The 14170-nt window shown below is 37.7% G+C and carries 14 protein-coding genes and 1 tRNA gene; 6 read left to right on the top strand and 9 right to left on the bottom strand.

Features of this window, described 5'->3' with window-relative positions; translation table 11 throughout:
• The first annotated feature begins 21 nt into the window (after positions 1-21).
• Together H6850_01010 and H6850_01005 are read left to right on the top strand one after the other, a co-directional pair.
• Positions 22-936 (top strand): hypothetical protein, encoded by a 915-nt coding sequence (locus H6850_01010; GenBank protein USO02559.1) that lies wholly within the window; start codon positions 22-24, stop codon positions 934-936.
• Positions 937-1110: 174 nt separating this feature from the next.
• Complete coding sequence (locus tag H6850_01005; GenBank protein ID USO02558.1) at positions 1111-1962, top strand: glycine--tRNA ligase subunit alpha; 852 nt, start codon at positions 1111-1113, stop codon at positions 1960-1962.
• A gap of 36 nt (positions 1963-1998) precedes the next feature.
• Here the strand turns inward: H6850_01005 and H6850_01000 are convergent, their stop codons facing one another.
• From H6850_01000 to H6850_00990, 3 genes are all read right to left on the bottom strand, one after another.
• Positions 1999-2547 carry an NAD(P)H-dependent oxidoreductase gene (locus H6850_01000; GenBank protein USO02557.1) on the bottom strand — a complete coding sequence of 183 codons (549 nt, stop codon included), beginning with the start codon at positions 2545-2547 and terminating at the stop codon, positions 1999-2001.
• Positions 2548-2696: 149 nt separating this feature from the next.
• On the bottom strand, positions 2697-2909 hold the full coding sequence (locus tag H6850_00995; protein USO02556.1) for a helix-turn-helix transcriptional regulator: 213 nt from the start codon (positions 2907-2909) through the stop codon (positions 2697-2699).
• Complete coding sequence (locus tag H6850_00990; GenBank protein USO02555.1) at positions 2906-3424, bottom strand: hypothetical protein; 519 nt, start codon at positions 3422-3424, stop codon at positions 2906-2908. The genes H6850_00995 and H6850_00990 overlap by 4 nt, the downstream gene beginning before the upstream one ends.
• Before the next feature lie 270 nt (positions 3425-3694).
• Here H6850_00990 and H6850_00985 point away from each other — a divergent pair, with 270 nt between their 5' ends.
• The 3 genes from H6850_00985 (at position 3695) to H6850_00975 (ending at position 6109) form a co-directional block, all read left to right on the top strand.
• Positions 3695-4606, top strand: a complete 912-nt coding sequence (locus H6850_00985; GenBank protein ID USO02554.1) for an aspartate kinase — start codon at positions 3695-3697, stop codon at positions 4604-4606.
• A gap of 51 nt (positions 4607-4657) precedes the next feature.
• Complete coding sequence (locus H6850_00980) at positions 4658-5380, top strand: hypothetical protein (protein ID USO02553.1); 723 nt, start codon at positions 4658-4660, stop codon at positions 5378-5380.
• A gap of 144 nt (positions 5381-5524) precedes the next feature.
• Positions 5525-6109 (top strand): hypothetical protein, encoded by a 585-nt coding sequence (locus tag H6850_00975; protein ID USO02552.1) that lies wholly within the window; start codon positions 5525-5527, stop codon positions 6107-6109.
• A gap of 105 nt (positions 6110-6214) precedes the next feature.
• Here the strand turns inward: H6850_00975 and H6850_00970 are convergent, their stop codons facing one another.
• Positions 6215-8701 carry an AAA family ATPase gene (locus H6850_00970; protein USO02551.1) on the bottom strand — a complete coding sequence of 829 codons (2487 nt, stop codon included), beginning with the start codon at positions 8699-8701 and terminating at the stop codon, positions 6215-6217.
• Between the two features lie 63 nt (positions 8702-8764).
• The gene (locus H6850_00965) at positions 8765-9952 is read right to left on the bottom strand and encodes a hypothetical protein (protein USO02550.1); all 1188 of its coding nucleotides are present in this window, start codon (positions 9950-9952) and stop codon (positions 8765-8767) included.
• A 101-nt stretch (positions 9953-10053) separates the two neighbouring features.
• Between H6850_00965 and H6850_00960 the strand changes: the two genes are divergently transcribed.
• Positions 10054-10139, top strand: a tRNA-Leu gene (locus H6850_00960).
• A 188-nt stretch (positions 10140-10327) separates the two neighbouring features.
• Here the strand turns inward: H6850_00960 and H6850_00955 are convergent.
• From H6850_00955 to dprA, 4 genes are all read right to left on the bottom strand, one after another.
• The gene (locus H6850_00955; GenBank protein ID USO02549.1) at positions 10328-11359 is read right to left on the bottom strand and encodes a hypothetical protein; all 1032 of its coding nucleotides are present in this window, start codon (positions 11357-11359) and stop codon (positions 10328-10330) included.
• A gap of 53 nt (positions 11360-11412) precedes the next feature.
• Positions 11413-12561: an ATP-binding protein gene (locus H6850_00950; protein ID USO02811.1), complete on the bottom strand. Its 1149-nt coding sequence runs from the start codon at positions 12559-12561 to the stop codon at positions 11413-11415.
• 124 nt (positions 12562-12685) lie between these two features.
• Positions 12686-13018 (bottom strand): 2Fe-2S iron-sulfur cluster binding domain-containing protein, encoded by a 333-nt coding sequence (locus H6850_00945; protein ID USO02548.1) that lies wholly within the window; start codon positions 13016-13018, stop codon positions 12686-12688.
• A 43-nt stretch (positions 13019-13061) separates the two neighbouring features.
• On the bottom strand, positions 13062-14150 hold the full coding sequence (dprA, locus tag H6850_00940) for a DNA-protecting protein DprA (protein ID USO02547.1): 1089 nt from the start codon (positions 14148-14150) through the stop codon (positions 13062-13064).
• Positions 14151-14170: the final 20 nt, after the last annotated feature.

Here is a 14170-nt window from a genome sequence, read left to right as displayed (position 1 = left end):
TAAACGAAACACAAGGTTTTCATGTTATTTTTATTCGCAAGCACAACAGCTGCAGCACCTAGTGCAGCTAATGAAGAGATGGCAACAATTTTTGAAGCTGATGAAAAGGAAGTTATTGTTACATATAAGGGTGGCGTTGTAACGCGTAAAGATGTGATTGATCAGCTTAAAGGATCTGGTATCAATTTCAACAAGCCGCAAAGCAAGAAAATGCTTAAAGAGTTAGAAAACAGGATTGGTTTATCTATTGCATTTCAAAGATATATCACAAATGTTATGCCTGAACATAAGATGAATGAGCAGGATAGAGCGCAATTGAATCTTTTAAAAGGTCAATTTATTGCAAAGAAATTTGTTGAAAATAAATCAAAATCTGGTGTGACAGATCAAGATATTAGAGATTTGTATAAAGAATTGCGCGCAAAAGCAAAAGACGAAAAAACATATGATCTTTCCATTTGTGTTGTTGCGGATAAAGCTAAAGCAAATGAAATTGTGAAAACGGTTTCTAGCAAGTCTCTTAAAGATCAAAGAGGAGCATTTACAAAAGCGGTATCCGACCACTCTTTGTTTGATCCAAACAAGAACAATGCTGGTAAGATGCCTGCATTTACCAAGGACATGTTACAAAAAGTATTTGGCGAAAAGTATACAAATGACATCACATCCTATGCAAAGAATTCTTTTATTCCTAAAGTGTTCGAAGTAAAGGGGAGTTATTTTATTTTCTTCTTAGATAATATCAAGAAAGTAATTGATAGCATGCCTGAAGTTTCAGACGTGCGTATTGACGAAATCAAACCAACGCTTTTGGATCAAGTTGCGGCGAAGAATCGCGTTTCTGTAATTCGTGACATTGCGAAAGATGGAAAAATTCAAGTTAAAGGCATGGATACTATGCCTGATGATTATTTGCAATTGGCAGTTGCTCCTTAATTTTTTCAAAACGTTATGCTGAGCGCGTAGCGCGAAAGCCCCCTCAAGATACCCTCCCTTACTTTAAGCGATCCCTGGCTCTAGTTTTGACATATATGTTTATTGGTAGTTTTAGTTTTGAGACATGTAAAAGAGCGTGCTAACATGAGCAAGAGCATTGCATAAGAATAGTTTATGCAAAAAACGATTTTTAAACTTCAAGAATATTGGGCAAACCAAGGGTGTGTGATTGTGCAACCTTATGACTTAGAGGTTGGTGCGGGAACATCAAGCCCTATGACAGTTTTGAGAGCATTGGGTGATGATGCTTGGGCGTGCGCATATGCACAACCATCAAGACGTCCAACAGATGGTCGATATGCAGAGAATCCAAATCGCACTCAAATGTATTATCAGTTTCAAGTTCTTATGAAGCCCGCGCCAGAAAATACGCAAGAGCTGTATCTGAAGAGTTTAGAATATATTGGTTTGGATTTATCCAAACATGATATTCGTTTCGTAGAGGATGATTGGGAGAATCCGTCTTTAGGTGCATCAGGTCTTGGATGGGAAGTGTGGTGTGATGGTCTTGAGATTACACAGTTCACATATTTTCAAACTGTTGGTGGGCTTGATTTGTCCAAAGTTTCACTTGAGTTAACGTATGGTGTTGAGAGAATTGTTGCGTTTATGCAAGGTGTGGAAAGTCACTTTGATATCAAGTGGAATGATCAATATACGTATTGTGATATTTTTGAACGCAATGAAGTTGAGTTTTCACACTACAATTTTACACGCGCGAACACGGATGTTTTGTTGCAGCACTTTAATGACTATGAAAAAGAATGTGAGAATTTGCTGTATTACGAATTACCTTTACCTGCGTATGATCAATGTCTAAAAGCAAATCATGTGTTTAACTTATTGGATGCAAGGGGTGTGATTAGTGTTACTGAGCGCGCGCATTATATTGCGCGAATTCGTAAGTTGTCGAAGGGGTGTTGTGAGGCTTATTTGAGTGGGGCCGCGTCATCACGAGGGGCGTAGCGACGCGGTGATCCAGTATGGATGGTTACAGCCCTTTCAGGACTTTGCCATGACACCTCCCAACGCCTTCACCATTTTCTCAAAATAATCCACGGTTTCATTCACATATGTCATATTAAAGCTACCATCTTCTTTAAAATCTTCGCGCGTAATCAATGCATGTTTTGGTACGATAAATGCCTGAAAATCTATCATAAAGCTATTCATAAGACCAAGGTGTGCAAGGTAACTGCTTTTTGAGCCTGATATAGCAATAATACCAATGACTTTGTGATGAAATACTTTACCAGTGAGTCCATTTTTTTCATAAGGCGTGCCAAGCATTTCCATGAAATTTTTTGCAACAGAGTTGATATCCCAGTTGTAAACTGGCGCTACTAGAAGAATACCCTTGGAATCAATTAATTTATCATGAAGAATTTTGACATTCTTATCTTCAAATGCAGATTGTGTCCATCCATTACAATGAGGTAGGGGGTAATCCTCTAAATCAACATAGTTGAAATTTTTATACTCTTCTTGAATTTTATCGAAAACCCTTCTGCCTTTGCTTTTAGGGTTGAGGCTGCAGTTGACGACATACATGTGAGAAAATATCGAGCTTATAGCTTTATGTTAGCATATTTCTTGCGTTACTCTGAGCTGTTTCGTCTCACGAATCCGCCGTAGCTTTAGCGAAGGTGAGATGTGGTGATCCATGGAGGGCCACGCTTCGCTCACCATGACAGCATTCCTCAGGATGACGGTGTTGGCTGATAAACCAACAAATCTCCAGGTGCGCAATTTAAATGTTCGCATAGTGCGCTAAGTGTGGAGAATCGAATAGCCTTTGCCTTATTGTTTTTAAGAATTGAAAGATTTGCTTCTGTAATGCCAACTTTTTGCGCGAGGTCTTTGAGTTTAATTTTTCTTTTGGCCATCATGACGTCTAGATCAATGATAATCATACGGTTAGTTCCGTTTCTTTCTCAAGCTCATAAGCTTTTTTCATGTGTTGCATCAACAAAACTAGCAAGCCAGCAATAATCAAAAACTGAATTTGATCATTGTTTATAATGACAGAAATGAAACCACCTTCACCTTTTTTGAAGTGCCAAAATGTGATGAGTCCGAATAAAGGTTCTAGCAAGAAATCCCAAATAGCGAGCCCTAAAAATGCGTAAGAAATTTTTGGCAGAATTGCGATCATAGCTTTAAAATTTTCAGCTTGCACAATACGTGCACAAAAGTACGCAATGAGAATATGAATGGCTTGTGTTACGCCAAGGGCACATATGCCTAGGATATATTGCATAAAAGGAATCGTATGTTTAATTTTTAAAAACATTTTTATGGCAGAATTTTTTTCAGATGGCATATCAGGAAAATAGGTTGCTGCAATATCAAAATTAGGGATAAAGAATAAAATTTTGACAAGACATAGTAAGATGATGCCTAAGATTAAGAGTTGTTTGAGTTTCATTTATGCGATTTTTTTGGTTTTCATATTTATTTTTTACAATAAAAAATTATCGTTTGTCAATATTATTGTTAATCGGAAAGTGTATTATGGGGGTAAAAATATAAACGCGTCATCACGAATCCGCCGTAGCTTTAGCGAAGGCGAGATGTGGTGATCCATGGATGGCCACGCTTCGCTCGCCATGACAGAATTCCTCAGGATGATGAAATATGTTCGCATGCGCTTAGAATAGATGCTATAATTGCGAAGAGCATAAAACGATAACTTTACGTGTCACTCATTGTTGCAAAATTCGGTGGATCATCTGTAGCCAATATCAGACGTGTTGAGCGCTGCGTGGCTATTGTGAAAAAGCTTATGCAACATCATAAGGTTGTGGTGGTTGTATCAGCTGCCTTCAACACAACAAATCGGTTGGAGGATCAACTCAGTCATTTTGAAGGTGATCAAAAAACATCATTCCATGATTTAGTTTTATCTACGGGCGAGCAAGTGGTTGTTGGGCTTTTCTCCTTAGCTCTGCAAAAGCATGGTATGAAGCCCAAATCATTTTTAGGATATGAAGTGCCAATTATCACAAGCGCTACACCAACGCATGCAGAAATTGCAGATATTCCAACAGGAAAGTTGTTGGCAAGTGTGCGTGAAGATTTTATACCTGTTGTGGCAGGATTTCAAGGTGTTTCAAAAGATGGTGTTATTACGACATTAGGTCGCGGAGGGTCTGATCTAACAGCTGTGGAATTAGCTCATTATCTACAGGCAGATGAATGTCAGATCTATTCTGATGTTGAAGGGGTGTATACAAGTGATCCTAAGATCATTCCAACAGCACAGAGGTTGGATTATTTAACTTATGATGAGATGTTTCAGTTATCGAAATGCGGAGCGAAAGTTTTGCAAGAAAATGCTGCGCGAAAGGCGTTAGAAAAGAAAGTTAAAGTTCGATTGGTATCAAGTTTTATTGATAGTCCTGGAACAGTTTTGGTTGAAGATGTAAAAGAAAAATCCAGATTCGCATCTTTATATATGAATGGCAAAGAAGGGTATATCGTGGGCAAAAATGTCAGCGCAATGAATATTAATGGACAGAAGTTAAGTGATGCAGTTTTGCAAATTGATACAAATGCTGGGGATATAAAAACATTACATGATGATTTATTAAAACTATCTTTTAGTTGATTTTTAAGGATTAAGGTGTGAAAAATAGAAGTGGTTTTTTTTGGAGTGTAAATGTTATTTTGGTTCGCGCTTGACGCAAAAGCCCCTGCGGATAAAAAAGAAGAGAAAAGGGCAAAGCTTGTAAGGGCATTTACAGTAACGCCAGGCTATATGGAGCGTGCATTTAACTCAAATGAAGCGATGATACATGGGCCGCTGAGCCTAATGCAGCTGTCCACAAAATTAGGTGATATGTTTGTGGATTATATAGTAACGCCTTTTGATGATAAGGACTCAACCGAGTGGATTTCAGCTGAAAAAGCTTCTGCTGTGGTTAAATTTTTATATCTTTTTCTATACAGCGGTCCCCATGAGCATTTTGCTCGTATAAACAGTATTGTTTACCATGAGTTTGGGCATGCCCGCGCAAAAAGTTCTTTAAATATACCTTATCACTATAACGCTTATTCAGAGAAGAAGGCTGAAACAAACTACGCTTATGGAATTTATATTTCAAGATTTTTTAATTTTTTAAAATGGTCGGAAGGAGCGTACACGAAGCCTATTTGGAAAGATAGTGATTTGAATGTTGATAATTTTGAAAAGTGGGACGAAGCAAATAGGTTTTATTGGGATTATAAAAGAGGTGATTTATTATATTCCGATATGGCGGGTTTGAATAACGAAATGCGTTTGGCGCAATCCATTGCTGATATTATCTTTCACAAAAACGGACACATTCTCTATGCGGTTGATTATGTCATGAATAAGTTAGGGGCTTTTCATTATAGTTAAGCACCTGAATCGAGAGAGCAAAAAAATAGCAATAATGAAGACAAGAAAGATAACGGCGATATTGCTAAAATAGTCAAGCATTACAAAGAGAGAGATTTTGGCATTACCAAAAGAGATATCGAAGCCGGGAGTATACTGTCTCTTGTGTTAAGTGCAACAACATGGTCCTTCGCTTATGCAGCGTTTAAAAATTTATCGAGAGGTGATTTTGCAGTCGAGCCACTCGTTTGGAAAGGGTGGAGATTGCCAGATTTTAATTTCTATCTAACAACACGAGGGGTGTCGATGGAGATGGTGACCGGCTATCAGTTTAATGATAGATGGTATGTTGGGTTAACAGCGGAGCATGTTTATAAGGGAAAAAAAGCATGGGAATTTGGACCTAATATAAGTTACACATATCCTTCCTCTATAGGAAAATGGACATGCTCGGGGCAAGCAATTCTGAATGCAGCTTCGGGAGCGTTTGGCGCAAACGCAAGTGTAGATTGGGCCTTTAAAGATAAGCTTTGCGTTGGTATAAAGTATATTTATCATGACGTTAGAACTCTTGTTGGGGAAAGAAATATTCCATTTTTGACGGATTTTCCTAGCGCTGATTGGGGTATGCGAGTTGAAAGTTATACAACTCCTCAACACCCTTACGGATCAACGAATAAGTATTTCATTCAAGAAAAATTAAATACAAAAAGTCATGAAATTTGTGTAACGGCGAGTTATTTTTATTAAGTTGCAGCGGGGCGTCATTGCGAGCGCTCTTTAGAGCGCGTGGCAATCTATAATGGATCACCACGATTTGCAAGCAAATCTGGTGATGACAAGTTTCACAAGCGGTTAAATCGCAAATACCTTCTGATTTGGATCTTTAATAATCTTCATCGCCAATTCATTTTCTACAGTTTTTTGAATTAACCGTTTCAATGGGCGGGCACCATAAACAGGGTCGTATCCTTCTTTTGCTAATTTTTTTACAGTTGCTTCATTGTAATTAATCGTAATATCTTTTGTTTTCAAGCGATCTTGCAATTTCTTTAATTCAAGTTCTGTGATTTGATAAATTTCCTCTTCTTGCAGGCGCTCGAACATTACAATTTCATCAATACGGTTTAAAAACTCCGGTCTAAAGAATCCTTTTAATTCATCTAAAACACTGTTTTTAACATTTTCATCCACAATATCTGCATCAATAAGATAACGCGCGCCTATGTTGGATGTCATGACAATAATCGTGTTTCTGAAATCCACGGTGTTTTTGTGACTATCAGTTAAACGACCATCATCAAATACTTGTAGCAGTAAGTTAAACACATCAGGATGTGCTTTTTCAATTTCATCAAATAAGACAACGCTATAAGGGCGACGTCTGATGCGTTCTGTTAATTCACCACCTTGCTCAAATCCGACATATCCAGGGGGCGATCCTATCAAGCGTGAGATAGAGTGTTTTTCCATATATTCAGACATATCAATGCGTACAATATTGTCTTGATCGTCAAATAAAAACTCCGCCAGTATTTTGCACAATTCGGTTTTTCCTACACCTGTTGGACCTAAGAATAAGAAGTTTGCAATGGGTTTATTCGGATCCTGAATACCTGCGCGTGAACGTCTTATTGCATCACTTACAGATTTTACAGCTTCTTTTTGACCAATCACTTTTTTAGCTAAAATGTTTTCCATTTCGATAAGTTTTTCTGTTTCATCGGAAAGCATTTTTTCCACAGGAATACCTGTCCAGCGAGATACAACATAAGCAATATCATTTTCTGTAACTTTTTCTGTGGCTGTTGGATGATCTTCCAATAATTTCTTTAGTTCCGCTTCTTTTTTTGGAAGAATGGAGTACATGATTTCTCCTGCTTTGGATAAATCCGCGCCAGATCTTTGGAGTTTTTCAGCCTCAGATTTTAGATCATCAATTTCACTTTTAAGAGTTTTGACTTTTTGAATGGAGCCTTGTTGGGCTTCCCATGCTTTTTCTTGATATAAAAGTTTTTCACCCATTTCTTGAAGTTCTTTTTTGAGTTCTTCAAGGCGATCTTTTAATTCCGGCTCTTTCATAAGCGCTTCTTTTTCAATTTGCATACGACGCACTTGTCGTGTGAGTTTGTCTAATTCTTCAGGTTTTGAGCTCATACGAACACGTACGCGGCTGGCAGCTTCGTCAATCAAGTCAATAGCTTTATCTGGCAAGAATCGATCTGAAATATATCTGTGTGACAACTCTACAGCTTTTACAATTGCAACATCTGAAATGCGCACACCATGGTGCAATTCATAGCGCTCTTTTAGGCCACGCAAAATAGAAATTGCATCTTCAACAGATGGTTCGTTAATATAGAGAGGTTGGAAACGACGCGCAAGGGCAGGGTCTTTCTCAATATATTGGCGATATTCATCTAATGTTGTTGCGCCAATACTTCTTAACTGACCTCTTGCTAGGGCTGGTTTAAGCATATTGGATGCATCCATGCTTCCTTGAGCAGAGCCTGCGCCGACAAGTGTATGTAATTCATCAATAAACAAGACAACTTTATCGCCTTGTTGTTCAAGTTCATTGATGACAGATTTTAAACGCTCTTCGAACTCACCACGATATTGTGTGCCCGCAACCAACGCGCCCAAATCGAGTGAATAAATGCGCACATCTTTTAACAATTCTGGAACATCACCTTGCACAATTCGTACTGCAAGCCCTTCAGCAATGGCGGTTTTTCCTACACCTGGATCACCAATTAATATCGGGTTATTTTTGGTTCTGCGCAACAAGATTTGCACCACACGTCTGATTTCATCATCACGCCCTACAACTGGGTCAATTTTATTTGCTTCTGCAAGTTTTGTGAGGTCTTTGGCAAAGCGCCCTAATGTGTTGACCGTTTCTTCGAAATTGCGACTTGTAGCAAGTTTGCCTTTTGAAAGCACATCAATTGCGCCTTTGAATTTAAGCTCTGTTAAGTTCATAGATTCAAATAAAGGCCTTAATCTTGCGAATAAAGCGCGTATTAAGGAAATCACAGAAACAAATTGTTCACCTTTGGCGATAACCATCGCTTGATCTAACAAGTGCGTGAATGAAGTGTCAAAATTTACTTGCGCATCGCCAGATATCGTAGGCTCTTTTTGAATATCTTCTTTAACTCTTGCCATCAACGCCTTTGGATCTGTGTGCGTGAGCTCACAAATCTGCAACATGATCGCATCATTTTCGTTTAAGATAGCGTATAAAAGATGAATCGGTTTTGCAGACGGGTTCTGATATTCAAGTGCAGAAATGCGTGCTTTTGAAACATAATCTTGGGCTTTTTGTGTGAGTTCCATCTTATAAAGGTGTTGCAACTTTATATATTATTATTAGAACAAAAAGCGTTAAGAAATAAAGAATTATGAAGAGAAATAAGCATCTATTAACTGTGAAAAAGATTCACCTGTTTTAGCATTAGGTAGCTCGAGACCGCAATTATCATTGTTTCTTGCGCGTTTCATAGTTATTGCTATGCAGTCATCTATTATTTGAGATCTTGATTTGGTAGGGAATTTTTCTATGTATGCTTCAATTAATAGTGTGATAAATTTTGCAGCTCTAGCTGCTGCAGGGGAGGTTCCATTTTCCGGTTGTCCCTCAAAGTATATAAAACTTGGGCACCTTACAAATTGAATATTGTGATCGATAGATTCGCGTTTTGTTAAGCTAACGCCTAAATGATCATACCATGGCCCAATAATTATTACATGTTTTCCATATACAGAATCTTTAGCAATAGAGCGCTTATCTTCGGCGACTGCTGAATCAGGAGCTACTGTTAAAAAATTTTTGTTTGCTTCATTTCCGGCCGTTATAATTGCAATACCCCCTTCTCCTGCACATGCTTCGTATTTTTCACGCATTGTTGCGTAGCCCATTTTTTGCAAAAACCATTTTGTTATAGCGATCGTTAATGGGTTAGAAAGTCCATGTGCATTAAGAAAGTTATATACTTCCTGAGGTCTGTCAGAATAATTAAAGGCAGCAAATGTTGTTATTCTAATAGTTTTAGAATCTGGAGCTTGTATATGGTCTGTAGAAGCTACATTTAATTTGTATGCGTGAGTCTTAGATTTATCTCCCTCTTGATTGTAAGTATCAAGCATCAAGTTAGCGTGATGGGGAGTAGAGTTATAAAGAGGATATATTAAAGCAAAAGCTGAAAGCATAGATACTGAAAATTTTAGAGTTGAAAAGTGTATTAGTATAGATAGTAGCGTATCTGTTGTGCAGATTGGATGGCTGAATATGTAATTATGTGCACAAACCATCAGAGTGATGCTTGTTGCCATAATGACATTTGTAAATAAGCTTTTTGGATCAATCGTACTGTGCACCACATCAGAGACAGGGATGAGAGTGGAGGCTAGAAAACTCAGCGTGAGCGGGGATAATTTTTGCTCCTTTGGGTTTTCGTTTTGACCCCACTTGAGGTAAAAAGGGGCATCAGGTGCAATAACGCAAAATTCGTGAAATACAGTCTCAACATGCATGACATTGGATCCAATCTTACCCTGATCAGGCGTGGAAGAAAATAAAAAAAACATAGTAATTATCTGAGTTTTTTGCTTACAAAGGAAGTATAATTCTTTTATTTGATTAAATCAACATTGACAAATCATGAAAAATTCCTAAGAATACAGTATGTGCCCCTGTGGCGGAATGGTAGACGCGGTAGACTCAAAATCTACTGTTCGCAAGGATGTGGGAGTTCGAGTCTCCCTGGGGGTACCATCCATCTTCGCTAATTTTGCTGAAGGCAAAATTTAGCTACGACGTGATTGCTGCGCTACGAAGGCGGGTTATCTATTATTTCTTGAAATTTTTCGTAAAAATTATTGACTCAGCTGAAATTATGCAATCCGGTTGTTATGCTGTGATGAAGCGGCGCTAAAGTAAGGTGTATGAGAGTTGATTGAAAATTAAAAAACACCATCTTCTTTTGGTGGCAGCTCTCTTTTCTTTAGTTCGAGCTCAATTAATGGCCATAAAAAGTCAAATAAGGCTTCTGCTTCTTCCGTAGCCGGATAGTAGTTTTGGATTGGCAATTTCATAGGCCCTCTATAGTGGGTCCTGCGGCGCAGCATTTCTGGTTTTATTGTTTTCCAATTTTCAGTTTTTATATAATGCGTTGTATATTCTTGCCCTGCCCAGGTAAACGTTAGAAGGTCAGAATCGTTAGGTTGCGCGCAGTAGTTGAGAGGTATTTTTAATGGTTTTTCGTCTTGTTTTAAGATCAAAAAATGATTTAAGCAGTTTGGGCCACCTCCATAAGGCACATGCATTACAAAAGGCACGCCTGTATTCATGAGCATTAATTTAAGCAAATCATTGGACGAGGCGTTTGGATCGGATGTTTTGATTAAGAATCCATCCGTTAACATTATCCCAGTTTTGGGACGCAATAAGTTATAAGCTTGAATATATGTGCCTATGGGATCTACTAGGTGACGGAAACAGTAGTGAGAAATAATGAAGTCTACACTATCCTGTAAATGAAAATTTTTTGCTTGAAATTCAGCTTCAAACTCTTCTACTTTGAAACAGCCAAAATTATATCTTGTGCAAAAAGACTGTGTTTGTTTTACGTGTGGAATATTTTCTCCACCTACACTTACAATGTGTACACGTATTCCATCTCTCAAATCTTCTTTCTTATCAAGAGCAAATATTTCAAATGCTTTTCCCCATTGACAATCACCTGCGCCGATTTCCAAAATCCAGAAGTCTGTTTGATTGTGTGGAGCATTATTGATTATCGATCTAATAAGTTCAAACTCATTTATTTCAACCATGGAATAAGGCCAATCTCTTCCATTATGCAGCCCCCATGTAGAACACTCGTTTCGCGCTAAACCCTCAAGCGCTTCGTTAATGTTTGATTGTACAGTCTGCGGTCTAGTTCTCCAGTCTAAGAATGAGGAAGATGCTAGAATTGAGAATATCGTAAACATTTTTTCGTATCAATAGCGTTTCTCTTACTTAATATTATAGTGATTTTAATTTTCTACACAAGCTCAGATAAAAAGGTTTTTGCTGGAACAACCAAAGGTGTGTTTACTTCAAAACAGGATTTATTCACATAATCTACATTGAATGCAACTTGCAAAACATGCTCGGCATGGATCTGATTTTGAAAATATAGTAAATTTGATGATAATCGTTCATTTCCATTGAGTTTCGCTTCGACAAGGAGCCAAGGCATCTTGTTTTTTGTTACCAAAAAATCTACTTCTTTTTTATGCTTGTCTCGTATATAAAATAACTCAAATGCACCCTTTCCTAAATCTTCCCATAAGTGAACAGCTTTTAATAAATGAGAGGCGAGAAAGTTTTCAAATTTTGCGCCTTCAGATTCAACAATTGACCAATCCCACATGTATAATTTTGACTCTTTAATAAGGCTGCGCGCTATGTTTTTATGCCATGGCTTCACAGAAAAACAAAAATAAAAGCGCTCTAATATATCAACCCATCTTCCAACCGTTTGCGCTGTAGTCTGTATCTTTTTCGCTAGATTCGTTCGATTTAAAAGTTGCCCAGCTTGATAACGCAATAATTCAGACAATACCTCCATTTGCTGAATGTCTTTTATGGCGCTTATAGATTGTATATCATCAAAAAAAAGTTGCCGATGCTTTAAATTTTGCCACTTATTAGAAAAACTTTGATTGTTTTGTAAAAATGGATTTGGAAACCCTCCAAACTTATATAAGTTGCTCCAATTTGTGCTATCAATTTTTTTAGGCGGTTGAATAATTTCGGTTGCAGGATCTAAAATTTCTCTTGTTGAAAGTGGATGTATGCGATATTGAAAGTATCGACCCATAAGACTATCGCCACCAGATTTGTATATATCTAATCTTGCACTTCCTGTAACTAAAATATGATAATCCTTGTTATATTGATCGTAAAATCCTTTGAGATAGTTTTTCCAATCTTTATATTTATGGATTTCATCAAAAATAATTAGAGGTTTTTTTTCTCTCAATATTGATAGTGGAAATATGTCTTCAATAAAGTCTTGTCCTGATAAAATTTTATTTCTATCTTTTATGATATCGTAGTTGAGATAAATGGATTCTTTAAAACTTTTCTGGCAATTTTTTGCAATGGTTGTTTTGCCTACTTGTCTTGGTCCAACAAGAAATAGCATTTGTTCATGGTGTTTAAAATGCTCTAATACAAGCTTTTCATATACTCGTCTCATTTATGATGCATCATATATTAGCCGTAACTATTGTATGATGTATCATATTTTAGCCAATTACAAGCGTTGCTTAATCAAACGCTAAATGACGACTTTCATCCGGTAAATAAACTTTTAATCCATCCAATTCATCTGACATAAGAATCTGACATCCAAGCCTAGATGTTTTGGTTAAACCAAATGCCATATCCAACATATCTTCTTCAGCTTCTTCCGCGGCCTTAAGTTTTGAAAACCATGCATCATCAACAACAACATGGCAGGTTGAGCACGCAAGAGATCCTTCGCATGCACCTTCTAGAGGAATTTCATTTTGATGCGCAACTTCGAGCAAGGAAATTCCAACAGGCGCTTCGACAGTTTTTTCTTCTCCATCACCATAAACAAAAGTAACTTTAGGCATAAGCGATTTTTTTGAATTTTTCGTATAATTTACTGTAGCATTTTCATGTTCGTCTTAAAAAGCGGCCGTCCGGGTGTTTTTGAATTTTTCCTTCAATTTCAAATTGTGTGAGGGCAGAAAGTAGAACTTGTGGTGTGAGTTTGAGATGTTGCGAGAGTTCTTCAAGGGATATGGGTTCATTTATAATCATAGCGTTGAATATGATATGGTCGTCATCTTGCTGTTGCTCCGTCATCACGAGGTGCGAAGCGCCGTGGTGATCCATTGGATGGTCACACCTTGCTTCGCAAGTCCCGCCATGACGGTCTAGATTTAGATGCTCCACAATATCATTTGCATTTTCCACAAGTATTGCTCCATCTTTAATCAACTTATGTGATCCTTTATAACGTGGATCAAAAGGCGAGCCTGGCACAACAAAAATATCTTTTCCAAACTCAACGCCAGATTTTGCTGTGCTTAATGTACCAGATTGAAAGGCCGCTTCAATAATTACAATACCTTTTGAAAGTCCGGCAATGATGCGATTTCTAACAGGGAAAGAAAAGGCGTTTGGGGGAATGCCTGCTTCGAGTTCTGAAAGAATAAGTCCATTATTATCCAAAATATTTTTATATAATTTTGTATTTTCTGGAGGGTAGAAGATATCCAAGCCTTGCGCCACAACAGCAATGCAGCCCCTTTCAAATGACCCTTTATGGGCGCTAGTGTCTATGCCTTTGGCGAGTCCTGATACAACGGTAATATCATGAGCTTCAGCTAAGGTTTGTGCAATTTTAAAGCTCAGATTTTGTCCGGCATAAGATGCATTTCGTGCACCAACAATTGCGATAGTGTTTTTATTCAGAAGATCTAAATTCCCCTTATAAAACAAAACAGGCGGTGGATTATGTATACTGCTTAAGGATTTTGGGTAACGTTTATCGCAAAAGCACAGCATTTGAATGCCAAGTTTTTTATGTGTTTTGATAATTTTTGATACGTCAGGAATCTTAAATCCGTTATTTACAATAAAGGTTTTTGCTCTTTCGATATCGTTGTTATGAAACTTTAAAATATCCCAGAATTTTTTTGGGCCGATGCCTTTTGTTTTAATGCATTCGAGGGTTGTAAGACAGTGCGGTGGCGTCATGATATCCTCGTCATCACGAG

This window comes from Alphaproteobacteria bacterium, from assembly GCA_023898745.1.
Classification (GTDB): Bacteria; Pseudomonadota; Alphaproteobacteria.
Note: the sequence above shows the minus strand (reverse complement) of the source record. Positions and strands in the feature narration are given on the sequence as shown.